Origin of the sequence: Sphingomonas prati, assembly GCF_014643515.1 — a bacterium.
Lineage (GTDB): Bacteria > Pseudomonadota > Alphaproteobacteria > Sphingomonadales > Sphingomonadaceae > Sphingomonas_R > Sphingomonas_R prati.
This window is the reverse complement of the sequence record NZ_BMJP01000001.1, coordinates 498,861-524,350: the sequence shown is the minus strand read 5'-3', so window position 1 is coordinate 524,350 and position 25,490 is coordinate 498,861. Positions and strand designations below refer to the sequence as shown.

At 65.0% G+C, this 25,490-nt stretch carries 26 protein-coding genes and 1 pseudogene; 3 read left to right on the top strand and 24 right to left on the bottom strand.

What is annotated here, in order from left to right; all coding sequences use genetic code 11:
* Window positions 1–3: 3 nt before the first annotated feature.
* The 19 genes and pseudogenes from IEX50_RS02315 to IEX50_RS02230 form a co-directional block, all read right to left on the bottom strand.
* Window positions 4–2,202, bottom strand: a complete 2,199-nt coding sequence (locus tag IEX50_RS02315) for a hypothetical protein (protein WP_157177316.1) — start codon at window positions 2,200–2,202, stop codon at window positions 4–6.
* Entirely contained in the window at window positions 2,199–7,031 is a 4,833-nt protein-coding gene (locus tag IEX50_RS02310; protein WP_184075070.1) for a D-alanyl-D-alanine carboxypeptidase family protein, read from the bottom strand. The genes IEX50_RS02315 and IEX50_RS02310 overlap by 4 nt, the downstream gene beginning before the upstream one ends.
* Window positions 7,032–7,048: 17 nt before the next feature.
* A complete protein-coding gene (locus IEX50_RS02305) occupies window positions 7,049–7,378 on the bottom strand; it encodes a hypothetical protein (RefSeq protein WP_184075072.1) in 330 nt (109 codons plus the stop codon).
* A gap of 86 nt (window positions 7,379–7,464) precedes the next feature.
* On the bottom strand, window positions 7,465–7,899 hold the full coding sequence (locus IEX50_RS02300; protein WP_157177314.1) for a hypothetical protein: 435 nt from the start codon (window positions 7,897–7,899) through the stop codon (window positions 7,465–7,467).
* Window positions 7,900–8,013: 114 nt separating this feature from the next.
* Entirely contained in the window at window positions 8,014–8,463 is a 450-nt protein-coding gene (locus IEX50_RS02295; RefSeq protein ID WP_157177313.1) for a hypothetical protein, read from the bottom strand.
* Between the two features lie 275 nt (window positions 8,464–8,738).
* Window positions 8,739–10,376: an SGNH/GDSL hydrolase family protein gene (locus tag IEX50_RS02290; protein WP_184075074.1), complete on the bottom strand. Its 1,638-nt coding sequence runs from the start codon at window positions 10,374–10,376 to the stop codon at window positions 8,739–8,741.
* 26 nt (window positions 10,377–10,402) lie between these two features.
* Window positions 10,403–10,648: a hypothetical protein gene (locus IEX50_RS02285; RefSeq protein WP_157177312.1), complete on the bottom strand. Its 246-nt coding sequence runs from the start codon at window positions 10,646–10,648 to the stop codon at window positions 10,403–10,405.
* A gap of 24 nt (window positions 10,649–10,672) precedes the next feature.
* Window positions 10,673–11,077 (bottom strand): hypothetical protein, encoded by a 405-nt coding sequence (locus tag IEX50_RS02280; protein ID WP_157177311.1) that lies wholly within the window; start codon window positions 11,075–11,077, stop codon window positions 10,673–10,675.
* Window positions 11,074–11,604 carry an HK97-gp10 family putative phage morphogenesis protein gene (locus tag IEX50_RS02275; protein ID WP_157177310.1) on the bottom strand — a complete coding sequence of 177 codons (531 nt, stop codon included), beginning with the start codon at window positions 11,602–11,604 and terminating at the stop codon, window positions 11,074–11,076. Before IEX50_RS02275 ends, IEX50_RS02280 begins: the two co-directional genes overlap by 4 nt.
* On the bottom strand, window positions 11,601–11,957 hold the full coding sequence (locus tag IEX50_RS02270) for a head-tail adaptor protein (RefSeq protein ID WP_157177309.1): 357 nt from the start codon (window positions 11,955–11,957) through the stop codon (window positions 11,601–11,603). Before IEX50_RS02270 ends, IEX50_RS02275 begins: the two co-directional genes overlap by 4 nt.
* The gene (locus tag IEX50_RS02265) at window positions 11,957–12,496 is read right to left on the bottom strand and encodes a head-tail connector protein (RefSeq protein ID WP_157177308.1); all 540 of its coding nucleotides are present in this window, start codon (window positions 12,494–12,496) and stop codon (window positions 11,957–11,959) included. The genes IEX50_RS02270 and IEX50_RS02265 overlap by 1 nt, the downstream gene beginning before the upstream one ends.
* Window positions 12,497–12,561: 65 nt before the next feature.
* On the bottom strand, window positions 12,562–12,858 hold the full coding sequence (locus tag IEX50_RS02260; protein ID WP_157177307.1) for a hypothetical protein: 297 nt from the start codon (window positions 12,856–12,858) through the stop codon (window positions 12,562–12,564).
* A gap of 50 nt (window positions 12,859–12,908) precedes the next feature.
* Window positions 12,909–14,165, bottom strand: a complete 1,257-nt coding sequence (locus IEX50_RS02255) for a phage major capsid protein (protein WP_198350700.1) — start codon at window positions 14,163–14,165, stop codon at window positions 12,909–12,911.
* Window positions 14,166–14,175: 10 nt separating this feature from the next.
* Window positions 14,176–15,039 carry a head maturation protease, ClpP-related gene (locus IEX50_RS02250; RefSeq protein WP_157177306.1) on the bottom strand — a complete coding sequence of 288 codons (864 nt, stop codon included), beginning with the start codon at window positions 15,037–15,039 and terminating at the stop codon, window positions 14,176–14,178.
* A complete protein-coding gene (locus IEX50_RS17770) occupies window positions 15,036–15,398 on the bottom strand; it encodes a phage portal protein (RefSeq protein ID WP_373285271.1) in 363 nt (120 codons plus the stop codon). Before IEX50_RS17770 ends, IEX50_RS02250 begins: the two co-directional genes overlap by 4 nt.
* A gap of 22 nt (window positions 15,399–15,420) precedes the next feature.
* Window positions 15,421–16,134 (bottom strand): annotated as a pseudogene (locus IEX50_RS02245) (phage portal protein); the annotation flags it as partial.
* 219 nt (window positions 16,135–16,353) lie between these two features.
* Window positions 16,354–18,168, bottom strand: a complete 1,815-nt coding sequence (locus IEX50_RS02240) for a terminase large subunit (protein ID WP_157177304.1) — start codon at window positions 18,166–18,168, stop codon at window positions 16,354–16,356.
* A complete protein-coding gene (locus IEX50_RS02235) occupies window positions 18,161–18,592 on the bottom strand; it encodes a P27 family phage terminase small subunit (RefSeq protein ID WP_157177303.1) in 432 nt (143 codons plus the stop codon). The genes IEX50_RS02240 and IEX50_RS02235 overlap by 8 nt, the downstream gene beginning before the upstream one ends.
* A gap of 123 nt (window positions 18,593–18,715) precedes the next feature.
* Window positions 18,716–19,021, bottom strand: coding sequence for an HNH endonuclease (locus IEX50_RS02230; protein WP_157177302.1), 306 nt, complete (start codon window positions 19,019–19,021; stop codon window positions 18,716–18,718).
* Window positions 19,022–19,123: 102 nt separating this feature from the next.
* Here IEX50_RS02230 and IEX50_RS02225 point away from each other — a divergent pair, with 102 nt between their 5' ends.
* Entirely contained in the window at window positions 19,124–19,321 is a 198-nt protein-coding gene (locus IEX50_RS02225) for a hypothetical protein (RefSeq protein WP_157177301.1), read from the top strand.
* Window positions 19,322–19,795: 474 nt separating this feature from the next.
* On the opposite strand, the gene IEX50_RS02220 is transcribed toward IEX50_RS02225, so the two are convergent.
* The 5 genes from IEX50_RS02220 to IEX50_RS02200 all read right to left on the bottom strand — a co-directional run bounded on the left by IEX50_RS02220 (window position 19,796) and on the right by IEX50_RS02200 (window position 24,121).
* Window positions 19,796–20,041, bottom strand: coding sequence for a hypothetical protein (locus tag IEX50_RS02220; protein ID WP_157177300.1), 246 nt, complete (start codon window positions 20,039–20,041; stop codon window positions 19,796–19,798).
* Between the two features lie 529 nt (window positions 20,042–20,570).
* Complete coding sequence (locus tag IEX50_RS02215) at window positions 20,571–21,152, bottom strand: hypothetical protein (RefSeq protein WP_188699409.1); 582 nt, start codon at window positions 21,150–21,152, stop codon at window positions 20,571–20,573.
* The gene (locus IEX50_RS02210) at window positions 21,139–22,623 is read right to left on the bottom strand and encodes a YfjI family protein (RefSeq protein WP_157177298.1); all 1,485 of its coding nucleotides are present in this window, start codon (window positions 22,621–22,623) and stop codon (window positions 21,139–21,141) included. Before IEX50_RS02210 ends, IEX50_RS02215 begins: the two co-directional genes overlap by 14 nt.
* Window positions 22,624–22,661: 38 nt before the next feature.
* Complete coding sequence (locus IEX50_RS02205) at window positions 22,662–23,651, bottom strand: DUF7146 domain-containing protein (RefSeq protein WP_229673598.1); 990 nt, start codon at window positions 23,649–23,651, stop codon at window positions 22,662–22,664.
* A complete protein-coding gene (locus IEX50_RS02200; RefSeq protein WP_157177297.1) occupies window positions 23,648–24,121 on the bottom strand; it encodes a hypothetical protein in 474 nt (157 codons plus the stop codon). Before IEX50_RS02200 ends, IEX50_RS02205 begins: the two co-directional genes overlap by 4 nt.
* A 53-nt stretch (window positions 24,122–24,174) precedes the next feature.
* Here IEX50_RS02200 and IEX50_RS02195 point away from each other — a divergent pair, with 53 nt between their 5' ends.
* Window positions 24,175–24,372 carry a hypothetical protein gene (locus IEX50_RS02195; RefSeq protein WP_184075078.1) on the top strand — a complete coding sequence of 66 codons (198 nt, stop codon included), beginning with the start codon at window positions 24,175–24,177 and terminating at the stop codon, window positions 24,370–24,372.
* 373 nt (window positions 24,373–24,745) lie between these two features.
* Complete coding sequence (locus IEX50_RS02190; RefSeq protein WP_157177295.1) at window positions 24,746–25,399, top strand: helix-turn-helix domain-containing protein; 654 nt, start codon at window positions 24,746–24,748, stop codon at window positions 25,397–25,399.
* Window positions 25,400–25,490: the final 91 nt, after the last annotated feature.

Sequence of the window (25,490 nt, the reverse complement as noted above, 5' to 3'; positions counted from 1 at the left end):
TCGCTACTCCGTGAACGGGAAGAATTTGATGAAGAGCGACCGCTCGCGGATCTGGACGCCGGTGTAGGCTGCCCATTGCAGGGTGATTGTGTACGTACCGGGCGCCGGGCAGTAGAAGCTGCCCTGGGTGAAGTTGTTGGCCTGCGACAACCCGTCGCCAATCAAACTGTAAGTGTCATCGACGCCGTTCATCGCCACGCAGGCGGACCATGGCCCGTTGCCGGCAGTCTGCCCCTGGACGAACTTTGCGGTGATCTCGACCCACCCGGCGACCGGCACGACGATGGCCGCTGTAAGTAGTGCGGAGCGGGGCTCGGCAAACCCGGTCTGCGTTGCAAACTTACCGGCGACGTAGGATCCGGCAACGACACGGACAGGTGCGACCGCAGTGTTCACCTTCAGCGTGTCGACCTCGAGCGCGTGCATGATCCACTTGCCGTTGACGTAGACCATCGCGTTGCGGCTGACGGTGCCGCTGTTATCCGTGAAGAGAAACTGCGAACTGACAAAAGACAGCTGGCGGACGTTGCCTTGGGCGAAACCTTCGATGCCGACGATGCCGCCGTCACCCCGGGCGATCAGTCCGAACTTGGCGGAACCGTCAGTGCCGACCGCGCGCATCAGCGCCACGAACGCCTCATGCTGGTCCGTCTTCAACCCGAGGCCGTCGATATACTGGTAGATGTCGGTGCCGTCCGGCCGTGTCGTCTTCTCCATCAGTTCGCCGCGGAATACCTCGTTGCGAAGGGTCGCCTCGGCGAGTGTGTCGATGGCACCGTTCAGGTCTTCGTCTATTTCGGTCGGCGATCGCCATGTTAGCTTCTGATACGCAAACGGCAGCGCATCTGGCAGCAGGCCGGGCAACGCATCCTCGGTGACATCGGCGTTGTCCGCCGGCTTCTTGCCGTCCGTATCCTTCACGTCCGGCCACTCGACCGAACCGTTCCCCGGAGCGATCGGCGGGGCTATCGGTGCCGCCCGGCTCAGTCCCTCGATCGACAGCGATAGCGTGCTGACGCCTGCCGCCACCTCAATCGAGAAATCCTTGAAGAAGCCGTAGATCGTCAGACTGTCGATCCCGGCCTGCCCGATCCAGAGCGAGGGGCGCGCACGTACCGCGGCGATCCGGTCAAAGACGACATCGACCGCGTCCGTCCGGATCAGCGCCTTCGCGCTCATCTTCTTGGCCCATGCGCGCTCGACGATCGTGACCTCGCCGAAGTCGTCGACCACCTTGCGGCTATAGTCCGTGATGCCGGCCGTCGGTGATGCACCGGTGATACCAAGCCGGCGCCGGCGGCCGATCAGCAGCGTACCCACCGTGACCGTGCCGCCGCCGGTGACCGTCACCGTGACATTGCCGGACCCGGCGGGCAGATCGAGAAACAGCGCGGAGCCGGGGCGGGCCGTGGGAACAACGGTGCGGTCATAGCCTGCGGCCTGCACCCGGACGCGATCCGCCGTGACGTCGAGGAGTGCGATCCCGTCTACGGCTGTCTGCGGGGCAATGGTGACGGCGATCATGCCGTCCCAGAAGGTCACCGACCCCAACGCCTCGTCGAACATCGCCCACCGGTTAGTGGCGCCGACGTCAAACCATGCCGTCGAGCCGGGTCCGGGCGGGTTGCCGGCGTTACCGGCGGCCGTGCTTTCGTAGATCCGGTGCGTTGCCGACCGGATGACGCGCGCGCCGATGCCATAGGCCGTGCCGGCCGACCATTCAGGATAGTCGGTCTCGTCGACGTTGCTCGCCACCAACATCCCGCCCGCAATCCGGACCGGTTGCAGCAGCTGCAGCGTGGACGCCTGACCGTCCGGGGCCGGGTCGCCGCCACTGTCCGAGACCGGATCGGACGTTGCCAGGCCCTCGACCGACAGCGAACAATAGCTGTTCGGCGGAGTGGCGAGGTCGATCGAGAAATCCTTGTAGAACCCCTGCATGCGAAGGGTCGCGAACCGGTCGTCCGCTACCCAGAGCGCCGATGTCGCGCGCAGGTCGGCCAGCCGTCGCTGGACGCCGTCGACCGCCTCGAACGGCACTTTCAGCCGCACCGACATCTTCCGCGCGAACCCGCGCTCAACGACCGTCGTCACGCCATAGTCGTCGGTGACCCGGCGGCTGTAGTCGATGATCCCGATCGTGGCCCCGGTCTCGGTGGTGCCGAGCTCGATGGTTTCGCCGGCCGGCGTGATGACCCTCATGCGGCGCTCGCCACTGCGATCGCGTCGCCGCCCGGGGCCGTGACAGACTCCAGCGTGCGGCGGACGGCGCCGGTGTTGCCGGCGGTCGCGGCGTGGCCGGCGTTGTTGTCGTTCCGCATGGCCGTCATCTCCTCCCGCAGGGCCTTCAGTTCGCTCAGCAGGCTGTCGTTCGTGGCGGCGGTGCTGGCACTGGCCTGGGCAGCGGACAGCGCGGCCGCAGCCGTGCTGGTGCTGGACGTGTCGGCCGGATCGTCGCCGCCGATCGTCGCGTAGGTCGCCTCGAGCATCGCTGCCGTCTGCGCCTGGACCCGGTCGAGTTCCTGCCGGCTGGTCGCCGCCAGTGCCGCGGCATCGAGGAGCGACTTCGACAATTGCGGCAGGCTCTTTGCCGCGTCCATGTCGCCGCCCTGCGCGGCGCTGTTCGCGGCGTTGAACTGCCCCATCAGCGACGCGAACGTCCCGCCGCCACTGGCATCGTTCAGCCCACGGATCCGCTTCACTTCGTCCATGATGCCGTCGCCGACGCCCTTCCAGGCATCGCGTAGCTGCTCTGCCGCCTTGGCGGCTTCCTGCGCGTCCTGGACCGCCCAGACCTGTTCCTGCAGCGCACGGTTGCTCGGGTCGATCTTCGCCAGCTCGGCCGCCCGGATCGCGACGGTGTCGCCGGACAGCTCGAGCAGCTGCTTGTTCAGATCCTCGCGCTCGCGCACGATGGCGGCGGCCGACGCCGCACCGTCCAGCGACCCCTTCAGGTCCGCGAACGCCGGGGCCAGCTGGATCAGCGTGGCGTACATCTGCTGACCCGCCGCTGTGGACAGGTCCTGCGCGTCGACCAGCGCCCGATAACCGGCCAGCGTCTCGGGCATGGCCAGCCCAAGCCCCGCGAACGCCCGACCCATCTGGGCGGTCTGCGCTGCAGCCTGTTCAGCGTCGGAGTAGAACGCCTGGAAGTAGCTGTCCGCCGCACTGGTGAAGTCCGACACGCTGTCGAACAGCCCGGAGACCGCCATGTCGATATCGACGCCCATCGTGCCGGACGTCACGCCCAACTTCTGGAACACCGCGTCGACCTGCTCGACGGTGGACGCGACCCGCACAAGCGTCTCAAACGCGCCCTCGCCGACCTTCTGGAAGCGCGACAAGCCGGGGATCGCGGCCTCCGCCATGCCGTCCGCCGCCGCGCCGAACACCGCCTCCAGCTTCTCCTGGATCTCGGTCCCGGTCAGGCCCTTCAGGTCGATCTTGCCGATGTCGACGGTGAAGCCGAGCAGGCGATCCTGCACGGCGTCGAGCGACTGGCCGAGTGGCGCGGCCGCCGCGCCGATCGTGTCGTAGAACTGCCGCAGCAGCAGCGTGAACTGGTCCTCGATCCCGGCGTCCGCACCGGTCAGGCTGGTGCTGTACTTCGTCGACGTGGTCAGCCCGAACAGCTTCTTCTTCTTCTGGACGTCGCTGTAGTAGGACGCGTCGAACCCGCCGGACAGGATGTCGCCAACCGACTGGCTGTCGCCATATAGGCCGCTGCCTACCACCGTCGTCTTGCTACCGAAAAGGTTGCCGAGCAGACCGCCGATCACCGGGATCTTACTCAGCAGCGATCCGACCGCGTCCGTCTTGAAGCCCTCGTTGACGCCGCCGCTCGCATTGACGTTGCCGGCGCGCACGAGCAGCGACGACAGGCCACCGATGCTGTCCTCGATCGACCGCAGCGACGACAGCATGTCGCGGCTGACACCGAGGGTGGCATCGTCGATGTCCGCCAGGAGGTCGATCGACCGCTGGATGCTCTCGCTCTTTGCGTCCGTGTCGCCGAGCACCGTGCCGGTGCCCTCGTTGGCTGCGGGCAAGTCATTGCCACCACCGCCACCGGTCGCAACTGCGAAACCGAGCCCGGCCATGACCGCGCCCATCGCGACGACGGCTGGGAACGCGAACGTACCGAGCTGCGCGAACATCTTTGCAGCACCGCCCGCCACGTCGACCGCTGTGCGGGCCAACTGGATGAGGGTCAGCGCCTTCTCGGCGGCTTCCATCGCCTTGTATCCGGCGCTGCGCTCGTTGAAGAGCGTCTTGGCGGCACCCGTCAGGCCGATCATCGTCGACAGTTCGAGCTCGCTCGACCGCTGACGATGATCGGTCTGATCCTTTGCCGCGCGATCGATCTCGGCCTGCCGAGCGCCATAGTCGGCGAGCAGGACCGTAACGTCGCCGATCGCGCCGCCGACGCGGCCGAAGGCGCGTTCCATGCTGGACGCAGCCTCATTGGCACGTTGACCGACTTCGTCCCACCACTGCGCCTGCTCGTCGAGCGCCTTGTTCATCTCGGCGATCGGGCCGTGATGGTCGGCCCAGTTTCCGATCTTCGCCATGGCGCTGTCCGTGACGTCAACACCGTGGATCGGCTTACCCCATGTCTCCATGAGCTCTCGCGTGTCACGGGCCTGTTCGGCGAGATACTCGCCGTGCTGCTCGGCCAGGTCCTGATGGAAGTCTGCGACGGCCTTGATGGCACGGGCAGCTTCCTGCCGTTCGGCGGTCTGATCGCGCGCCTGCTCACCCACCTTCTTCCAGGCGATATGAAAGTGACTGCCTTCGTCCAGCGCCTCGACCACCCTGACCCCGGCCGTGCGGTACGCGTCGACCAGCTTCTTCAGCGTGACGCCGCCGCCCTTCGCGACGTCGACAGCCTGGTCCAGTTCGTGGTTGCTGGTGCCGGGTTTCGCCGCAAGCGCCGCCCACGGGCCGTTCCCCGCCTTGTAGGCGGCATACTTGGCATAGAGCGCCTGCTGTTCGGCCAGCGAACGATGGTCGCTGGTCACACGCCCGCCGACGCTTTCGGCAATGCCGCGCGCTTCCGACAGAGTGATATTTCGACCGATCTGCTTGGCCGTTTCCTTTGCAGCCGAGGTCCGGTCCTGTTCTGCCTTCACGGCGGCATCACGTGCGGTCTCGATTGCTGTCAGCTCGCGCGTCAGGCGTGCATCTACCGCGTGCCCAGCTGCAGCCTGCGCCGCAGCCGCCCGCTTCGCCGCCTCGACCTGCTGGTCAAACTGATGGTTGATCTTCGCCAACGGATCCGTCGCGCGCGCGGCGGCGTCCGCAGCCAGGTCGATACGGGTGAACTGGACCCGCCGCTGCGCCTGCTCGATCAGCTTAAGCTGCTCGGCCAGCTTCTTCTCCAGCTCGCCGACGCGCGCACCGTACTGCGCAGACACGAGGGACTGGGCGCCGCCCGGTCCGCCGGCAAAGATGTTTGTCGCCTTGGCATTCTCCGCCAGAACCTTGGCCTGTTCCAGCTCGGCGGCCGTGACCTGCCGGATGCTGATCTCGCGGGCGAGGTTGGCTTTCGCGAGGATATTCGCGGCCTCGGCGGAACTACGCAGAGCGTCCAGTGACTGCTTGGTCGCCAGCGTGCCGTCCCGGATTGCGGCCGCGACACCTTCGGCGCTGACCTTGTACCGGTCCTGCGCCTTGCGCGTGATCTCGTCTTCGGCCGCCTGCTTCTTCAGCTTGTCGACGGCGTCGTCGACCGCACGGTTCATCTCGATCATCTTCGCGATCAACGGAACGAGCGCGACGATCGCCGTCGTGATTACCAGTCCCCACGGCCCCGCCATCAAACCGAGGAAGCCTTTGGCCTCCCCGGACATCAGCTGGACCGCCTGCATCGTCTGACCGGCCTGCGACGCAAAGATCTGCATAGGGTTGGCCTGCATGGCCCACATCGTCGCGGCGTCGTTAAGGTTGTAGGACAACTGCTGCATGCCGGCTTTCACCTGGCCAGTGCTGCGGACCGCGCCATCGTTGTGCTGGATCATCAGGGCCTGCGCGCGCGCGACCTCTTCGGTACTGTGACCGGCGGCCAGCATCACACGCTGGGCTTCCGCCATCTCGGCATTCAGCCGGTTCTGCGACGCTGCGGCCGGGTCGAGCATCTCGCGTAAACGGTCGAGCGTTGCCGAGTCCCTGCGCGCCGCTTCCTCTTCAGCGCGCATGGCGGCCGTGCCCTCGCGAACACGCGCCTCGAACAACTGATGGGCGATCGTTGCTTCGCGGGTCGCGATCGTGTCGCGCTCGCGCTGCGCGGACGCGTCAATGGCGTCGGCTTCCCGCATCGCCGCGGCACCCGAGCGGACGGCGGCTTCGAACATCTGATAGGCATGGGCGGCTTCGCGTGTGGCCGTTGCCTCAGCATCGCGCTTCGCGGCCAGCTGCACGGCATCGGCGTCTTTCATCGCCGCTACGCCGGATCGGACCGCGGCCTCGAACATCTGGTGCGCATGCGCGGCCTCGCGCGCCGCGGTCGCGTCGCGCTCGGCTGCAGCCGCCGCGATCGCCGCTGCCGCAGCTCGCTCTTCTGCCAGCGCATCGGCTTCCTGCCGCAGGCGCCGCATGGCGGCGAACTCCTTGTCGTAGAGCTCGGCTTCCTTGGCACGGATGCGCGACGCCAGTTCGGATGCACCGGACTGCTCGGCTGCGAGGGCAGCAGCCTCCGCCTTCATCGACCGCATGTCCGACGAACTTTTGCCATAGGCGGCCAGCTGGCGGTCCAGCTGTGCCGCCATGCGTTCGCCCGCCGCCTCAACGCGCGCCAAGTCCCGAGCTGCGCTGATTGCCGACTTCGCCGTCTCTTCAGCGAACTTTACCATCTGCCGCGTCGCCGGCGTCATGTCACCGACGCCCTTGGTCGCGGCATCGATCCGGTCCAGGTCGCGGATCGCCTGCGCGCTGACCTTGTCGACGACACCGCCAAAGCGGTTGAGATCGGACACGGCTCCGCCGGTCGCCATGGCCAGCTCGATTTCGAGCGAAGCAATCTTCTGACCCATGGCGACCTCCTTTCTGTTCAGCCAAGCACGGCGCGCAGCTGCTGCTCTTCGGTTTTGGGATCGATGTCGGCACGACCCGGCGACCAGGGCGCGGGTCGGTTGCGATCCTCGGCGGCACTCAGTTCGGCGAGATATTCGGCGGACAGCTTCCGCAGGGTCCGGAACTCCCACGCGGACAGCCGCTGGAACGTGCCGTCCGCCCAGTCCCGGATGGTCGACCAGCCGAGCGGGACCTGCCCCATGGCGCCGACATCCGCGGGACCAACCTCCATCAGCCAGTCGAACACGTGACGAGCGGTGAGGGGCGGCAGCGGTGGGTCGGCCTTGCGGGCCTTGTAGCCTTCCATCCGGGCCGGGAGCTTGGTCTCCTTGCCGCTGCCATCCTTCCACCGGGGGATAGCGAGCAGCCAGGCGACCTGACGGACGTAGAGGCTCAGCTCTTCGCCGAGCCCTTCGTAAAATTCGACCAGTCGCCCAGGTGGGCGTTCGCCTGCTCGACGACCCAGCCATATTCACGATCGGCGTAGACGGCGCGGAACAGATCCTCGCCGATCGCGCCTTCGGCCGGCGGATAGTCAAGATGGTGGAACGACACGGTGACGTCGGTCAGGAAGCTGACGGTGTCGGCGCGGAGCAGGTCGGCGGTGAGTTCCGCCTTCTTCTTGCTGCGGACGAGCGACCGATTGGTGCGCTTGGCGACGGCCGCCTCATAGGCCGGGCTGCCGGCGCTGTGGAACGTGATGCCCACCGCTTCCTTCAGGATCTCGTCCGGATTGGTGCTGAGCGTCTCGAACAGCGGCTCTTCTTCGTCCGGGCTTTTGAGATGCATGAACGAGGTGAGGGCGGGCTTGTAACGGGTGATGTCCATGGGATGCGTCCTTCGCGGGAGGATGGTGCGCCGACCCGGCCCAGACCCGCGACAGCGGACCGGATCGACACATGAGGGGATGCCGGCGTCGCGGGCGCCGGATCTCGGGAAGGGTTAGGCGGCGTTGACCTTCACGACCTTCGTGTTGATCTCGACCGTCGAGTTGGTCATCAGCACGTTGGTCGCGGAACCGACCGTCTCCGGCGAGCCGAACACGCGACCGCGGAAGTATCGCTTGTCGCCGTTCGGGAACGTCACGACGAACGAGCCCATCGCGTTGTTGTCGGGCTCGCCCAGCGTGTTCATGATCGTCTGGCCGGCGTCCGCCCTGTCGGTCGCCATCGGGATCTGAAGCGATCCGTAGTTGACCGGCCCCTTGTGCTTTTCCTGCGGCCCGGCAAGCGGCTGGAAGCTGTTGACGGCACTGGTCGCACCGAAAGCGGGAATGCTCTCGATGCCGCCGACGGTGGTGTACGTCAGCGCGGTGTAACCGGCGGCGTCCATGGTTGCGGGTGCGGCGACGGACACGCCCATCGTGGTGCCCGCCGAAGTCGAACTTGGCATGATATTTCTCCATGGTGGTGACCCGCATCAGCGGGGGTTTTCGCCCGGCGGGCAAAAGGGGTTAGGCCCGAGCGCGAGGCATCAGGACCTGTTCAAGCTGGGGTCGGGCCTTCCGGCCTAGGTGGCTGTGTCTAGGCCGCACTCAGGCTCAAACGACGCCAGAATGGTCTCGAGATCGCGCCGCACGATAAAGTCGGGATGCCAGCAGCGGATATACTCGGCCACGCGCTTCTTGGCGGCGTTCAGTTCGCTTGGTGCGGGTGGGGCTTGCCTGATCATACGATGTTACTCGATCCACGGGGCCGAACGATGACGCCATTCGCACCGGCGTTACCCGTCTGGAAAAAGGGCCGGACCGCACCCGTCGGGGCGTCGAATGACTGAAGGAATAGCCACGTCGCGCCGTTGTCTTTCGATGCCTCGGCGTACAGCGTCGATCCGGCCCGCCGGAGGCGCAGGATGTCGCCGGCTGCCGGGGCAACATTACCCGTCACCTGCCCTGAGCCGGTGTCCTCACCGGTATAGCTGTATTTCGTGCCGGAGGCCCCGCTGTCGGCATACAGAGCGACGTAACAATCGCCGTAACTTTGTGGTGCCGCGCTGGTCGCCAGTCCGATCAGCAAACCGCTTGAGCCAAAGCCGCTCATAGCCGCGCCCCACCAGCCGTCGGTATTCGCAGGCAGTACAGCCGCCGAATAACCGGAAGCATAGAGGTTGTTGTAGTTCACCGAACCGCTGGGCGTGTAGTTGTACCCGGTGCCGTTGGCGCTTTCGGTCAGACGCGTGAGGCCCGTTAGGCGGATCGATTTGTCGGCGGGCGCTGCAACGGGCTGGCGGGGCGCCAGCTGGAACAGGGGAAGGAGAAGCGGACGCGCGATCGCGGCGATGCGCTGCTGACCGCCCAACACCGGGTGGACCAGGTCGTCGTTGTAGAACGCCCTGTTCACCGGCTTGGCCCCCATGATGCTGTCCGCGGCGATGTTGATTACAACGTCTGCGCCCCCGGCGTTCGCGACCGCCTTCGCGTTGTAGGACAGTCGGTTCGCTTCCTTGGCCGAGTCCATCAATGCGTCGTCGCGGGGCAGCATGGTGAGAACCACGACATAGTCGCCGGCCGCCTTGGCCGCAGCGATGTAGCCAGTCGTCTTCGTGTCGTAGAAATCGGCAGCGGCAGGGGAGACGGTGTATCCCGCGACGTCGTTACTGACCCGCGCGATGACATGCACATTCCGCTTATTGGGGTCGTAATAGGCCGCGTGGTCGCTGTTGAAGTCATTCGCCGCAGCGGTCTGGGTGGCCCCCGAGACGCTGTAATTGACGATCGTCACATTCGGGCCGAGGTCTAGCAGGTCGACCCACGACTGCGGCGAATAGTCCTGTGTCGATATGCTGTCGCCCTTCACGAACAGGACGCTCGGGAGAGGCGTGGTGGGGGTGGGGGTCGGCGTCGGGGTAGGCGTAGGATTGGCGACCCCAGTCCCGCGCGGCCGTGTCATGATTTCGACCGTAGCGGTCATCATCAGCACGTTGGTCGCGCTACCGACCGTCTCCGGCGAGCCGAACGCGCGACCGCGGAAGTACCGCACGTCGCCGTTTGGTAGCATCACGCGGAACGTCGCCTGGGCGCTGTTGTCCGGATCCGCGAACGTACGCAGCAGCGCCTGTCCGGCGTCCGCATTATCAACGGCGAGAGGCAGCTGCAGCGATCCGTAGTTGACCGGACCCTTGTGCTTCTGCTGACCGCCGGCGAGCGGCTCGAAGGTGTTGACCGCGGACTGCGGTCCGAAAGCAGAGATGCTCTCGACCCCGCCGATCGTAGTGTACACCAACGCACCGTACCCGGCCACGTCCAACGTTCCCGGCATCGCCGCTGAGATTGCCAGCGTCGTGCCGGCAGAAGTCGAACTGGTCATACGGTGCGCCTCGCTGATGGAATGCGTTAGACGGACGGTGTCTGGGCTGCCGGCGTCTTGCTGGGAGACCGCTTCCGGGGCTTGCGCGCGACGGTCTTCTCACCCTTTGCGGCCGCGACTTCCGTCGCAGTTGCCTCGCGTACCAGCCCCGCCATCTCCCAGTCCCCGAACTGGCCGGCGTGCATGCCGATGATCACGGCGCTCTGGGCAAATGCGTCGTCGCCGTGCGTGATCTGCTGCAATGCTACGGCGTGCTTTTTGGAAATCGTCATGGCTGTCTCCAGTGTTGTGAAAGGTCAGGCGGGCTCGTTGAAGCTGATGCGCAGGTCGATGCTGCCCATGAAGATGTCGGCCGCGTCATTCATGAAGTCGGGTCCGGCACCGGCGAACAACACCGCGACCTGATCAAATCCGGCGATCGTGCCGGTACGGTCCGCACAGGCGCGCTCCGCGGCGCGGAGGATGGCGTCGCGCGCCAGGCCGCTCCCGGCACGCGCGGTCAGCTGAACCCGCTCCGTGATCAGCCACACGCTTTCCGCGGCGAGGAACTGGACCTTCGTCCGGCTGATGCGCGTCGCGACCAGCGACGGGAGGGGCGTACCTTGCGGCAGCACCCACGCCTTAATCTGGTCGACGGGTACCAGCGTCGTGAGCGGCTCGAAGCCCGTCAGCAACTCGCCAGCGATCAGGACACCGCTCATTCCGCCGGATACTCAGGGACGGGCGTCTCGATCCCGGCCCGCGTCATCTTGCCCGCGATATGCGCGCTGATCGCCGCGATCGCGGCCGTCTCCCGCGTGTCGACGGCCGGGCGCATGAATGGGTAGGGCCGGGCGCCGGGGTGGTAGACCGTCGAGCCGACGAACATGCCGCCGATGACCAGCGAGCCGCGCTTCGCCTCCAGGTTAATTCGCCGCACCGTCTTGCCGCCGGTCTGATCGTCGTCGACGCTGATGAAGTGGGGGGCGGTTCCGAACTCCAGCCACGGCGCCTTGAACGCGCCATCGCCCTTCGTCTGGATCTTGGCCGTCACGATGCCCTTCTCGGACCGACTACTCGTCTTGATCGTGCCGCGAACCTCTTCGGACCGACATTCCTCGCGCGCGCCCTCAGCAATGACATCCGCGCCGGCCTTCAGCGCGGTGCGCAGGACGTTCCGCTCGATGTTTTGGGGCAGCGCCGTTAGGAACGCGCTGAGGTCGGCGCCGCCGCGCATCGTCGCGCTCACGCGGTACCGCCAGCGGTGGAATAGTCCTCGGCCATCATTTCCAGGCCGCCGCGGCGTCCCAGCATGGCGGGGCCAGCGATAATCTGCATCACGCGGTCACCGTGCAGGATCCGCATGTCGGCCGTGATGTCGTCGCGCCACCGAACGCGGACGCGCGCGCGGCCCGTGGCCAGGACGAGGCCGTCGTCGGCGCGCTCGCTGCGGCTGGGCAGCTGGTCCTGCACGCCGGCCCAGACGGTATCGACCGGAACCCACCGCTCCTGTCCGGCGCTGGCGAAACCCGTCGCGGCGACCTTGCGCTGGAAGGTGATTTGGTCGGGCAGATCCTCGGACCGCAGCGTGATGTCAGCCATCAGACCCTCCACAGCTTGTAGGGGCGGCATAGCCCGGTTGCGGACGCGATCGCGGCGTCGGACAGGCTGCCACGGCCGTCGTACATGGCTGCGATCAGGACGAGCATGACGCGCACCAGCGCGGCCGGGGCTGCACCGTCGGCGTATCCGGCCTGCATCGTCACGGTGATGACGGGCGACGATGCAGCGGCGGCTGCGCGCGCGCCCGAACCGGACCATCCGGACGGAGCGACCAGGGCGAGCTGCGCCGGGCGCTGGATCGGGGCGACGCGGTAATCCGCGGCATCCAGCGAGACCATCGCACCGCCGGCGAGATATTCGACCTTCGTCACGTCGACGTCCGGCCAGGCGGACAGGTTCACCGTGCTCCGGAGCGGGCCGACAACCTCGACGACTTCACGGCGCACCAACAGGTGACCGGTGTATTTCTCGACCCATTCGCGGGCCGCAGTGATCGACTGCTCGATCAGGGCATTCTCGGCCGTGCCGCCGAGGCGCAGCTGCAGTTTCGCAAGTTCCAGCGAGACGGGCTCGGGCATAGGTCACCTCGCATCGCTGGGTTGCCCGGGGCGGGCCAGGGGGAACAACCCGCCCCGAACGTCGGTCAGGCTTCCGCCTGATCCTTGAGGTTCTTCGCGACCGCGTCTTCGCTGCCGAGGATCGGATCGTTAAAGTCGATCTGGTTCGCGATGCGGGGCTGACCCTTGCGCGGGTTGTTGTCGACGGCTGGATGATCGACATCGATGCGCGCGACGATCTCGGGTTCGATGAAGGCGCCGCTCGCCGCGACATCGGTGGCAGGCGTCAGATTGTCCTCGGTCATGCCGGTCGTATCGGACACGCCAGGAACGCCAGAGGGAGCGATGTCGGTCGTGTCGACCGTGGCTTTGGTGCTGGCCATGATAATTTCTCCGGGGGGAAGGGGCCGGCGTCCTAGCCGGCCCCGGTGTATCAGGCAGCGATGCGCAGCGCGCGCATGGCTGTCGGGTTCTTCACGCCGCCACCGACCCGCTTGGTCGTGTAGAACAGCACGAAGGGCTTGGCGGTGTACGGGTCGCGAAGGACGCGGACGCCGGTGCGGTCGATGACCTGATAGGTCTCGACCATGTCGCCGTAGAGCGCCGCGACGTTGCCGGCCGCAACGCCGGGCATGCCGGGCATATCAACGACCGGCTCACCCGCGAGGGTCGGCGGCACGCCAAGCGCAAGGCTGGGCTGCCAGAGGTAGCTACCGTCTGCCGTCTTCAGCTTGCGAAAGGCCGCCTGCGAACCGCGGTTCATGTAGAACTTGGCGTTCGCGAGGAACTCGGCTTCCAGGCTTGCCTGCAGATCGAACAGCGCGTCGCTGGTGACCTTCGTGGCGTCACCCGAGTTGAGCGCGAGGATCGCGCCGTACGGATGCTTGGCCGCATTGCTGCCGCCCGTCACGTAGGTCAGCACGCCGTCCGGCTTGTTGGACCCATCACCCGACAGGAAGGCGATCCCTTCCTGCTTGTCGAACTCGCCCGACACCTCGTCAGCGAGCCATGCCTCGATGTCGATCTCGGCATCGTCGATCAGTCCCTGCGACGCCGCTGGGTTGGCATAGAGCTCACCCATCGTGAAGCCGAGCGAGGTGAGGCCGGGGGTGACGGTCTGCGGGCGGGCGGCGGTTTCGCCGACCCAGCCGCTGCCGACCACGCCGTCGGAATAGACTTTTTTGAAGCCCGCACCGCTGATCGTGATGACCGAGCTATTCTGGCGCATCGGGGAGATCACCTTCTGGCGCTTGCTGATCGAGCGATCCCACTCGATCGGCGCCAGATAGCCGCCTTCGCCGTCGGTTTTCGTTGCCGCGGCGCGCAGTTCTTCCAGCTTCGCGGTCGGCGCGCCGCCCTTGAAGTAGGCCTGGAACTGGCCGGTATATTCCGGGTCGCGGATCTTCTCACCGTTATCATTGCCGACGGCGGCCTTCAGGTTGACGCTCTCGATCGCGGCCTGGAGCTTGTCCAGCTCGCCCTCGATCTTCGAAAGCTTCTCCGACGTAACGACGTCGGTCTTACCCGCCTTGATCTCTTCGAGCTGGTCGGTGTGCGTCTTCTTGAACGCCTCGAATGCGACACCGAGGGCTTCGATGCTGTCGGGCTTCTTGGGCTGGGCTTCCGCGCGCACGGCGATGAGGCCCCCGCCCGCCGCGGGGGTGCCGCGCAGGTTGGTCATCATGTTCATGTCTGTTCCTTCAGACGGTTAGGGCAGCAAAGAGGCGCGAGAGATCGGCCTCCGGTTCATCACCAGCGCGGGGCGTGGCAGGGTCGGCAGCGTTTCGCGTGCCCATCGCGCGATACAGGTCGCGCCGCTCGGATCGCGGCATGTCCAGTTTCGCGAGAAACGTGTCGAGCGACTCCTTGTCGCTCGGAAACTTGGTGGCCTTGGCATAGACCGGCATCTCGGCCTGCCGCTCCATCAGCACATCCGCGAGGCCGGCGTCGATCGCCTCCTGTCCGCGGAAATAGACATCCTTACCTGCGATCAGCGCCTCGAACTCCGCGACCGGGCGGCCGGACCGCGCCGCGTAGGTCTCGCACATCGCGGTATCGACGTGCGCGAGCGTCTCCCAGGCGTCACGCATCTCGGATTTCGTGCCAAGAAACAGCCCGCGCGCCTCGTGAATCATGATCTCGGCGTTCGCGGCGATCGCGATCTCGTCGCCAGCCATCGCGATGACGGAGGCCGCCGACGCGGCTATGCCCACCACTTCGACACGGACCGGTGCATCGTGTCGGCGCAGCAGGTTGTAAGCCGCGACGCCCTCGAAATAATTGCCGCCCGGCGAGTTGATCTCGACGGTGATCGGCTTGCCTGCCACCGAGCGCAGCGCGCCGGCGATACGGCTGGTCGAGATGCCGCCGCCATCGCCGTCGTCGCCGATGTAACCGAAGATCGAGATCGTCGGACGGTCGGACGCCAGCGCGGTCACCTCGACCTTCTCGAAGTCCGCGGCCAGGGCGCGGGTCTCGAACCTCCAGTCCGAACCGGAGCCGATGTTGCCGATCTCGGGCGGGCGCTGGGCGGCCATCACGGCCCGGAGACGGGTATAGATCATGTCTCGTCCTCGACTATCGTTGCGGCGCTGGTGCCGGGGCGGGGGAGGTGGTCGCCCCCGGGCTTGGGGTTTGTGTCGAAGGACTCACGCGCTTCGTTCTGCGTGACCCAGGGAAGCCCGCCGCCGGAGCCCAGCGCGCGTGCCATCACCTCGGCCTGATCCTTCATCGAGCCGCGCAGCAGCGCGCGCTCGTTGAACTTGGCGTAAAGCATGGTGCCGTTGCGGGCGCGTTTCTCGCTGACCGACAGCAGCCGCCACACGGCCTCTTCCCAGATCACGAACCACGGCAAGAGGCAGTAGACGACGAAGTAGAGGCCGAGCTGCTCGATGCCGCTGCCCCAAGCCGTCTCGTCGAACATGAGCAGGGGGCGGGGGGACGCCGGTGAAGCGCGATCCTTCCTCGGCCTGGCGCTTCATCAGTTCGACAAACTGTGTGTCTCGAGCTGATCCGGAGAACGGTTTTGCTTCGAGCCCTTCTTCCAGGACCATCCACTCGCCGGCGTTGTCCGCGCCGGAATACTGTTCCCGCATGTCCGCCTTGAGCCGGGCATAGGCATCGTCGGACAGGGCCTCTTTCGCCTGCAGTGCGCCGCCGGCCATCACGCCGCTACGCAGGAGCTTCGACATCGCGCGATCGGCCAAGTGGGCCAGCCCGATCGTGTCGGCCGCGACGTTCAGAAGGCCAAGCCCGTTCAGTCCATCGAGCGAAACCGGCGCGCGGAAGTGGAAGACGTCCTGGGGGTCGAGGTACGTCGTTCCACCGGACTTCGGCGTATGCTTGAATCGGAGCGTCGCGCCCCGGCGCTCCTTCGTCACTGTTCCGCGGTCGTACGGCACCAGCGCCTGCACCTCGCCGTTCAGCCGCACGACCTGCGCAAAGGCGTTCCCGTCGAGCACTGCCGCCAGCTGCATGTAGCTCTTGAACTCTGACGGCGACTGGAACCCGTTCGGGTCGAGCTTCAGCGTCTGGTACAACCGGTGGTCGGTCGCCTTCGACGTGGTGCCGTCCGGCGCCCGGCGAAAGAGCGAAAGGGGCAGCATGCCCATCGATCCTGCAATGAGCGACGTTGCCCGGAAAAAGACCGAGTTACGCATTGCCATGCGGTCGCTGACAGCGACGCCGGCAAGGCCCTCACGCCCGCCGCGAATGAACGATGCAAGGGCGGGATCATCACCGTCGGTTAGGCTGTGCGCCTGGTAGGCGGCGATTGGCGGCCCGCGCCGGCCACCGGCGATCTCAGCCCCGCGTGCGGTTGAACGTCGGAACGCAGCAGCTGCTCGGTATGCGTCAGGCGACATACGCAATCACCCCCCTCATACCCTGCGCACCCCGCGCGATTCGTAGACCGATTTCTTTTTCGGCTTCACGCTGGCGGTCGCGGCGCCAACGGCCATCGCCGTTGTGACCATGCCGTCGATCCGGCCCCGTGATCGCTTCTTGTCGAAGGCGCGGTTGCCCTGGCCGTCGACGTCGATCGCGGCGTTCGCCGCGCAGCTGTAGGTCACTGGTGAGTTGTCGATCAGGATCCGCTGGTCGAGGATGGCGTCCTCAGTCCGCGTGATCGAATGCGGCATGCACAGCTGCCGGTCTTCGAACATGACCCGCTTGCCCTGGGCATGCGCAACGATCTTCAGACCGCGTCCAATGGGTTTGTCAGGACCGCCGTAAAGCCAGACCTCAAGTCCGACTTCAGCGCACGCGTCCATGAAACCGGAAATGAAGGCTGGGTCGACCACCAGCTCCTGGACATTCTGTTCGGCCATCAGCTTTGCAACCTGCATGGCCACGAAGGTGTAGTCGATCGTCGAGCCCGGGGTAGCGACCAGGTAGCCATCCTCGACCCAGTCGATATACGGAGCTTTGTCGTTGTCGGCACGCTCGCGTAGCCCGTCTTTCGTCGTCCAGTACCAGCTCTTTACGGCGATTGGTTCGTCGCCGATTGGCTCCCAGGCGGCCGACAGCGCGGTAAGGTCGTTCTTCTGCGACAGATCGAGCGCCAGCCGGCAGAACCGGTTGCGCATCACCTTCTCGTCGACTGGGCCCTGCACCGCGGACCACTTTTCCTCGTCGATCCAGAAGTCGGCCGAGGCGGTGTCGATCCCGAAATACAGCCGCTTGACGCTCGACTTCGTCGACGGTCGCAACAGGGCGGAGGCTACCGTCTCGCGGATGTTCGTAATCGGAAAGGTTTCGCCGAGCGCGGGCAGGGATTTCTGCCAGCACTTCTCGTTCTCGAACACAGTCTCCCGGTCCGCCTTGTCGACCCGGGCAACGAACGCAAATGCGCTGTCGTCTCGCGCCTCGCCCTTGGCGATCGCTTGATACATTTCCGACCAAGCGGTGCCGACGTGCTGAGATGTCGCCGGCGTGTTGGTGCCCAACAGCATCAAGGCGTTGCCCGCGACCTTGTCGATCCCGCGTTTCCACGTCTGCAAGACGTTCTCGTCGGTCAGCTCATGGATCTCGTCGCCGGCAACGAAGTTGGGCCGGGGCCCCGACTTGCTCTCGCCACTGGCGATCGGCATGAAAAACGAGCCGCTGTCCGGGTGTTCGATCTTCCAGGCATTCTCGAGCTCGCCGCGGATAACGACCTCGCCCAGTGCCTCGAGGCTTTCTCCCTCGTCATGGTCCGGGATGGTGGCGCGGCACATGGCCGCGGCGTCACGAAAAAGGACGTTCGCGGTCTTCTTGTCCTCGCCGATCGCGTAGCACTGCGCGCGCGCGATGTCGCACCAGCCCATGATGTAGACGCCGATCGCGCCCATCAACGGGGACTTGGCCTGCCCCTTGCCCGTCTCGAGCCACCCAGTCCGAAAACGCCACCGGTTGGCGTCATTGCGCCAGCCGAACAGCGAGCCGACAACGAACGTGTGCCACTCCAGCGGATAGAATGGCCGGCCGGCAGATGGGCCGTCCGTCACCTGGAAGACTGACGGCAGGAACTCCAGCGCGTGCGCCGCCTCCTCCGGCCGCCAGTATATGCCGCGACGCTCGCCATCGCGGATATCGCGCAGGTGACGCTCGGCTGCATGCTTGACCAGTTCGCCGGCGGTGAACAGCTTGCCCTCGAGCGCGGCCTTTGCCCACGCCGTGGTGGGATCGGGTTCGGCGAGGAATCGGTTAGCCACGCGGTTTTAGATACCGATCGGCGCCGGTCGTGCGGCGCGCGGCCTTCACGACCTTGGCGCCGGCCCCGCGCTCACGTGGCGAGATGCACAGTTCCTTTTCGAGCGCCTGCGCCTGGCTTGCCGCGTTCGACATCGTCGTCCACCACGGATTGTACGTCAGAACCTTGGTCCGCGGTGCGGGCACCACCGGGCCGAGCTTCAGCACTGCCTTCGCGGAGATGTCGTACGTGACGTAAGCAACGACCAGTCGCTGGATCGCGTGAGTGTTGGCGACTGCCAGCTTTTCCGCGCCGCGCATCTCGCTGACGACCCGCTTCCAGTGCTCGGACGCGGCTTCGCGGTCGGCTTTTCGACCGAAATAACGCGTCCAGTTCGGTTCGGGTGGGACGCCGTCGCCGCCGTTGATTGCAATAACCTCGGCCATCACGACCCTCCCGGCGGCGCGGGCCGAAACCCTCCCCCCTCAAAAACTGCTCGCAGTGCGCATGGGGGACGGTGTCGGTGTCCTGCCGAGCGGCCCCCCAGACTTATTGGAGGGGGGTGGAGGTCAGCGACCGCGGTTCCATGGATGGTCGGCCGACGTCGGTCGACCTGACCTTGAGATGCCTCGCCCCTCAATCGGTGGGCGGTGGCCGAACTGCTCGGCCGTGACCTCGAGGTGGCACGACTTACACAAGTTGCGCGTGTTGCTGTCATCGTCCGTGCCGCCCTTGTCGAGCGGCACGATGTGATCGACCTCAACCGCCAGCGTGGTCCGTCCCCGATCGGGGCAGCGCTCACACAGGCCGTTGGTGTGAGCCAATCGGCGTCTGCGCTGGGCGACGCCGGCAGAGCCTCGCAGGCGTTCAACCATAACGTACTCCGGCCATACGGCCCTCGCATTAGCGTTTGATTAACCTTTAATCGGCAACTCTTGTCGATTGAGGTAACCAATCCTGCCGCCGAGGACTCGGGCATGGAACACGTTAAGATTGTCCCGCCGGACCCAAATGAAACCGAAGAGGACCGGCTGCGAGAAAAGCATCTTCGTGCATTCGTGGCGTGCATGGAGCGCGGCCGGCTGGACAAGCTACCCGATTATAGAATCTTAACTCCCCAGCCGCCGCTGCCGCGCGGACTAGGCTTACTCAACCTCGTTAAAAATATGGACTGATGGCCGCGTAGCTGATCACCATCGCGCTGCCTATACCGGTGTCTTTGGTCATCAAGCCTAGATTTGCGCGAATCAATTGCTGTCTATTACGGACGCCACATGACCACCCAGCCACACATCATCGAGCGCGCCTACCAGATTGCCCGCTTGGGCAAATGCAGAGATGTCGATGACATCTCGCGTACGCTGATGCGGGAAGGTTACGACGGCGTCAGCCAGCACCTCTCCGGGAAGGGATTCCGACAAACATTGCGCCATCTACTAGCCGACGCACGGTGCCCACCGGCCGGGGCTTCAACTAGCGCGGGCTAAACCCGATCGCTTCTACTGCATATCCGTAGGACAACCTCGGAAGCGTGGCTTCCGCAGGGGGATGGCGAGGGCGGTAAGGTCAGTCGACCAACCGGCTCTATGCTCGCACTCAGCCGCTTGAGCGGCGGTGCCCAACGTCACAACAACGTCAGGATAGGTGTCCTATACCTCGTTCGTCGCCAAGAGGAAAGAGGCAACTTTAACTCGCATCTTGCCTCCGAAGCATACCAGCGCGAACTTGCCGTCGCCTCCCTCGACGATGCCGGTGAGCCCCGCGAACCCGCCATCCGGCATCTGCACTTCCGACCCAACGGCAACGTGGTAGCGCTTGGCACGCCGCGTAGCGTCGGCCTCGCGATCGCGCGCACGCTGCCGCTCCTGCTGCCCCTGCTCCTCGATCGCACGCACGCTACCGATCTCCCCGTCCGCGATTAGCGGGATGCGACCAGTATGCCGGAAAATGGAGAAAGCGGGATGGGGGTTACTCGGTAGGCTAAGGCACCTACGGAGTTCCGCCAGGTGTCGGGCACGCACGAACACGAAGGTCGGCATGATCGGAAAGTCGCGCTCGCGCTTCGCCCTGCTGCGTGGGATGCGGATCAGGCGCGTCGTCGTCGGCGTCCACGCCTCAATGCCGGCTGCGGCGAGGGACCGGGTGAGGGGGAGGGTACGCGGCCCGCTAGTTCGCAGGATGCACCAGGCGGAGGCGTAGCAATCGGGGGTCATGGCCGGGTCGCCTTGTGCTGTGTAGCAGGTGTAGCAGGAGTAGCAGAGGGGCCTGCTACAGGCCCTCCAAACGAGCCTGGAATGGAATTATAACTCCCTTTTCTACAGTGAAGACAATAGCTTAGCCGCCCCAACTCTCTAGCTATAGAGGTAGGTTTTAGGCCGATCACTGTCGACGTGTAGCAAAGGTGTAGCAGGGTCATTGCTACACTTACGGACCGCTGCCGAACGAGTAGGCGGTCCAGAGCAGGGACTGTCCGGCAGGCTTGCGTGAGCGGAACCGCATAGGCGGTCCGCTGATAGGCTGGAGCGTAATGCAGTCGGTCTCGACGGCGGTAATACGGACAGGGGACTTGAGGCTGACGATCAGTGCCACCAACCCATCCCTGCTGCCGTCGGCAACCCAGGGTGTCGGATGGCACCCGAACAGGTCGTGTTGATCCCATCCGAGATCAAGCGCCTGCTGACCCCAAACGTCATCGACCTGGATGGCTTCCCAGACCAGCTCGTCCCACGTTTCCTCGACGATAAACTGGGGACGTGGGGCTTCGGCGAAGGCAGCGAGCGGGGCGCTCCATGGCCGGGTAGATGTCTCTACCCCTGCTACAGCTGCTACCTCTGCTACACCACCAGCCCGAACACGCTGAAAACCGCGGAAATCCGCGCCTTTGCCCCAGTCTGCGAAGTCGTCGAGATCTGCTACAGACGCTGCTACAGGGCTGCTACACTTGGCCGTAGAGGCCGAGTTCAGCATCGATCCGACGTCGAATGGGGCGAAATCAAGCGCGGACATTGATCTTCCACGCCTCCTTGCAGTGCTTCCCCTGGACCGTTGCGCCGGTCCCGATCACGGTGAGGTGGTCATTGCGCACCAGCAGCGCGCAGATCTCGCGCAGGTCGTCCGGTGGCAGCTTGCGCAGCTTGCCGGGACCGCTCTGCCGAATGTTCCGGAAGCCGATCTCGGGAGCGTCCCACTTGTCGCGGAGCCAGTCGGACAGGACCTGCGCATTGTCCGCCTTCTCGTCTGCCGGGGCGGTGTCAGCGAGGCGTAGAGCCTCGCCGATGTAGAAGTTCATCAGTTCGATGCCGCGAGCCATGGCAGGGGCGCTGACCGGGCCGGCGTTCATGCCGTCCTGGAACACGTGGATGATGACCGCCAGGCGTGCCGCCATCTCGGTCGACTTGCCGGCGAACCCGCGGATGCCGGCCAGCGTGCCTCCGGGCGACTGCTGCGTCTCGATATGGTTGTAGAAGGCCCAGAACAACGCGGCAGCGTCCGGATTAAACCCGACTGACCTGCGGCCAGTCAAACCATTCTGCGGGTAGGTGGGGTCGATGGGCAGCGCCGCCCTAACGACGCGCGCAAGACGCTCGTGATAGGTCAGGATCGCCTGCTCGACTTCGGGTGGCTCGACCGCGTTCACGTCGCGCAGGCGGGTTCCGGCGAGGCTGGTCGGCTGGGCGGCGAGCACGCGGCTCAGGAACCCCTGACCGCGCATCTCGGCATCGCCGAACATCTGCTGGACGTAGACCGGCTGGAACATGACGTGGAACGAGAAGGCGCGGTTCGGCATGAACCGGAAGCCTTCGCCCTTGGTGAGCGTCTTGATCGGCTGACCGTCCCACATCTCGGAATAGGCGCTGATCGTGGCCGTGCGGTTCTCGTCCGACATGCCCCAGCTGCCCAGCCACGATCCGCCCTCGTTGATGAACAGGCCGATTGATGGCCGGCCCTTCTCGAGCATGTCGATCACGCCCTGCGTGCTGCCGGGTGGAACGAGGATTGCGGGGCGCGGCGGCTCGGTAGGTGGGTTGCCCATGTCGGCAACGGCCGCTGCGACGGTAGCCGCGTCGCGTCCCTTGTTGTCCTTAGCCAGCTGTGCGGCGTCGCCTTTCCAGATGGCGTGCAGCGCGTTGTAGACCTGCTTCTGGGTCTGATACTCTTCGTTCAGCTCGAGCTCGTAATCCTTGATCGGCTGGATCGCGATGTTGTCGGACGTCGTCTTGCGGTCGCCGGAGTCGGCGACGGTCGCGAAGAACAGCGACGGTGGCTTCACCTCGCGGGTCGGCAGCTCCATCAGGACATGCGCCTGGATGGCGACCGAGACGGCCGCCAGGACGGAGTGGGCGGCGATCGCGTCCGGAACCTGGACCCGGTGCATGATCGCGCGGATCGCGCCAGCGAGGGTCGCGCCGGTGGCATCGATCGGGAAGGGGGCGGAGACGGTTGCTTCCCCGCGCAACGGGATGGGCTCGATCGTCACGCGACGCGCGGCCGCTAGTTCCTGGGCGAATGCGCCCGTCACATGCGTACCCCGCGCAGCTGGTCGTTGTAGTCTTTGAAGCCGGCGGCCGGGTACATTTCGACGACGTCGATGCCGCGATCGAGATAGACGGTGCGCGACTGCTCGACCGCGGTCCGCCCGGCCGCGTTCTTATCGCCGGCCAGCGTGATCTCGCGGACCTGCGACGGCAGATCCAGCCGCGACAGAAGTGCGGTGCCGCATGCGACCAGTACGGGGCGGTCCGGAATTTCCTGCGCCAGCGAAAGTCCGTCTTCGGGACCTTCACAGGCGATGACCTGCGTTGCGCTGCCGATGTCGTGACCTGCGGCACGGAATGCCGACCCGACGATGATGCCGAGCGACATCTTCGGCTTGGCCACGTCGAGCTTCCCGCGTCCGTCCGGCGCCAGATAAATTCGCTGGACCCCCACGACCAAGCCGGCCGCGTCCTGCAGCGCGCAGACCATCGCTGGCACGCGCGATGCGATGACATCGCCGCTCTCTTGGTCACGGTAGTTCAGTTCGGCGAACCGGACGGTGTTCGGCAGGGGGGCGGTGATGCCGCGGTAACGTATATACGCTTCTGCAGCTGTGCCTTCCGAAGGCAGGGCTCGGCGCCAGCAGTCCTGTCCGATCCGGATGCGCCGCGCCGTCGCGTCGGCCGCGTCCTGCTTGCGCTTAGTCCGCTCCTCGTCCGAGATGACGGGGAAGGTGTCGCCGGCCAGCATTTGGAAGGCATCGCGGAAAGACAGCCCTTCGCCTTTCGTCAGGAAGGTCATCGCATCGCCGACCGCACCGCAGCCCCAGCAATGGTACGTGCCCTTGTCGTCGTTCACCTCGAACGACGGCGACCGTTCTTCATGGAACGGGCACAGGCCGACCATCTCGCGCTTGCCGCGGGGTTTTAGCTTGGTCTTGCGACCGATGATCTCGGAGAGCAGGTGACGCGCTTTGGCGTCGGCAACTGCTTGCCGGAAGTCGTCCTGACCTAGGCGCCGGTGCATCATCGCGCAGCTTGCCCCTTCTCGGCCGCGATCATGTTGAGCCAGCATGCCGTCAAGGTATGGACGCGGCGGATCAGCACCTCGTGCGGCGTCAGTTCGTGCGCCTCGGTCAGGTTGTCCGCTTCGATCGCGATAATCGCCGGCAACAGCGTCGCAAGCGTCAGTGCCGCTTGGTCGTCGCCGGTGCAGACGGCGTTGGCATCTGCCCAGCGCCCGCCGACCAGACCCAGCAGCGGATCCGCGAACCGTCCGCCCCATTCCTTGCAGCCGAAGAGGAACGTCGGCAGGTCGATCGCCGCTGCGGTATTGGCATAGGCGGCCGCCCGGTCATCGGACTTGCCCAACACCCGGCCCATGTCGGCCCAGGTCGTTCCGTCCTCGATCTTGATGTCCGTCAGGATGGCGTTCTGCGCATCGACCGCGCTTGACGCGGAAAACGTGCGGCGCTGGCCGTGGATGTTCGGTGTGCTCATGCGGCAAAAGCCTTGTCATGACGAAAGACAGGAAAGCCCGGAACAACAACCGCATGACGGTCATCGCGATCGCGAACCTGATCGCCGTGCTGGTCGACACGATGCGGAGGACGGATATGCCGAACGACATCATCCACGGATTTCTCGACGGGCTGGATCGGCTGAACGGGACAACGCTCTACGGCGCGGCCGGCGCGATGCTCGACGAGGTCGTCGATATCGTCCGCGTGACGGTGCCGGTGAATGACTGAGGGGGACGTCACGATGCTTCTGTGTCCGCTTTACGTTGCCCCTGCGTCGGAGACGGAGACCCGTCGAAAGGACGCGCCATGGGGGACTGGGCAAAGAAGTCGTTCGCAGTGACCTCAGCGTTTGTGACCTCGCTAATCCTCCGCATCATTGTGCGGTTTGGGACTGATTGGCCTTTCGCGTATCTCTCCACCGTGCGTGCATGGTCACTTCCGATACGCTTAGCGAACGCCAGGTACGTGTACCCTTCACGGGCGAGATAGGATGATAGCTGCATGCGCTATTCTTATGCCGGCGCGTTGTTAGCCGCAACCGCTAATCCTTGTTCAATTCCCTGTTTTGGCTAAAACGGCTTTCCTGAGGTTAGGAAGTGCAATGCTACAGAATCGTATTCGAGAACTTCGTAAGTCGCGCGGCCTTACATTGAAGGCGCTGGCGGATAAAATTGGGGATGGAGCACACCTGTCCACGATCCAGAAGATTGAGAAAGGCACTATGGCGCTCTCCGGGGCTTGGATGCAAAAACTAGCTGGTGCCCTCGATGTGTCCTTGTCAGAAATATTCGAAGACATGGGTCGACTACGACCGGGCGATCAACCTGTACCCCTAGTCTACCTTTCGAAGCGCGTTAAACCGGAGGACGCCAAGATAGGTGAATTTATTAACGTGAACATTTACGGGGAAGGTGTGTTTGCAGTCGATAAACAGGAGTTCACCGGATTTGGAAAGACAACCCAATTCCGATCATTCGTTTGCATTGATACAAACTCGAAGCTTTTGTTTGAAGGCTGGCCTTTTGCCTATTACGCGGACGATTCGCGACCGTTTCTTGGCGTTTACAAATCTGATCCACCAAGATTTGCACCTTATCCGAATTGCGAGACTAATCTCGAATTCTATTTCGGCGTATACGACATCGTCGTAATCGGCGAGGTGCGTTGGGAAGTAAGCACGATGTGGCGCCCCCCCGAGCAGGATTTGCCTGAAGCGCTAAAAAGAGCGTTTGACGATATTAGCGAGAACGGCTAATTCTTGCTTCGTCACCTGAGCACCTTAGCGGTCGCCAGACGGTGATCGCAGGCTCGTAACGCACGCTCTCTCCGGAGGCCTCTGCTGCACC

Bases quoted from the DNA above. Each gene is read 5' to 3' on its own strand.
- IEX50_RS17770 (WP_373285271.1), bottom strand. From the start codon at position 15,398: ATGTTCGACGAGACGGCTTGGGGCAGCGGCATCGAGCAGCTCGGCCTC.
- IEX50_RS02290 (WP_184075074.1), bottom strand. From the start codon at position 10,376: ATGACCAGTTCGACTTCTGCCGGCACGACGCTGGCAATCTCAGCGGCG.
- IEX50_RS02310 (WP_184075070.1), bottom strand. From the start codon at position 7,031: ATGGGTCAGAAGATTGCTTCGCTCGAAATCGAGCTGGCCATGGCGACC.
- IEX50_RS02225 (WP_157177301.1), top strand. From the start codon at position 19,124: ATGGAACACGTTAAGATTGTCCCGCCGGACCCAAATGAAACCGAAGAG.
- IEX50_RS02230 (WP_157177302.1), bottom strand. From the start codon at position 19,021: ATGGTTGAACGCCTGCGAGGCTCTGCCGGCGTCGCCCAGCGCAGACGC.
- IEX50_RS02200 (WP_157177297.1), bottom strand. From the start codon at position 24,121: ATGAGCACACCGAACATCCACGGCCAGCGCCGCACGTTTTCCGCGTCA.
- IEX50_RS02295 (WP_157177313.1), bottom strand. From the start codon at position 8,463: ATGCCAAGTTCGACTTCGGCGGGCACCACGATGGGCGTGTCCGTCGCC.
- IEX50_RS02215 (WP_188699409.1), bottom strand. From the start codon at position 21,152: ATGTCCGCGCTTGATTTCGCCCCATTCGACGTCGGATCGATGCTGAAC.
- IEX50_RS02205 (WP_229673598.1), bottom strand. From the start codon at position 23,651: ATGATGCACCGGCGCCTAGGTCAGGACGACTTCCGGCAAGCAGTTGCC.
- IEX50_RS02280 (WP_157177311.1), bottom strand. From the start codon at position 11,077: ATGAGCGGTGTCCTGATCGCTGGCGAGTTGCTGACGGGCTTCGAGCCG.
- IEX50_RS02265 (WP_157177308.1), bottom strand. From the start codon at position 12,496: ATGCCCGAGCCCGTCTCGCTGGAACTTGCGAAACTGCAGCTGCGCCTC.
- IEX50_RS02195 (WP_184075078.1), top strand. From the start codon at position 24,175: ATGACGGTCATCGCGATCGCGAACCTGATCGCCGTGCTGGTCGACACG.
- IEX50_RS02190 (WP_157177295.1), top strand. From the start codon at position 24,746: ATGCTACAGAATCGTATTCGAGAACTTCGTAAGTCGCGCGGCCTTACA.
- IEX50_RS02315 (WP_157177316.1), bottom strand. From the start codon at position 2,202: ATGAGGGTCATCACGCCGGCCGGCGAAACCATCGAGCTCGGCACCACC.
- IEX50_RS02250 (WP_157177306.1), bottom strand. From the start codon at position 15,039: ATGATCTATACCCGTCTCCGGGCCGTGATGGCCGCCCAGCGCCCGCCC.
- IEX50_RS02255 (WP_198350700.1), bottom strand. From the start codon at position 14,165: ATGAACATGATGACCAACCTGCGCGGCACCCCCGCGGCGGGCGGGGGC.
- IEX50_RS02270 (WP_157177309.1), bottom strand. From the start codon at position 11,957: ATGGCTGACATCACGCTGCGGTCCGAGGATCTGCCCGACCAAATCACC.
- IEX50_RS02285 (WP_157177312.1), bottom strand. From the start codon at position 10,648: ATGACGATTTCCAAAAAGCACGCCGTAGCATTGCAGCAGATCACGCAC.
- IEX50_RS02300 (WP_157177314.1), bottom strand. From the start codon at position 7,899: ATGGACATCACCCGTTACAAGCCCGCCCTCACCTCGTTCATGCATCTC.
- IEX50_RS02260 (WP_157177307.1), bottom strand. From the start codon at position 12,858: ATGGCCAGCACCAAAGCCACGGTCGACACGACCGACATCGCTCCCTCT.
- IEX50_RS02235 (WP_157177303.1), bottom strand. From the start codon at position 18,592: ATGGCCGAGGTTATTGCAATCAACGGCGGCGACGGCGTCCCACCCGAA.
- IEX50_RS02305 (WP_184075072.1), bottom strand. From the start codon at position 7,378: ATGGAAGGCTACAAGGCCCGCAAGGCCGACCCACCGCTGCCGCCCCTC.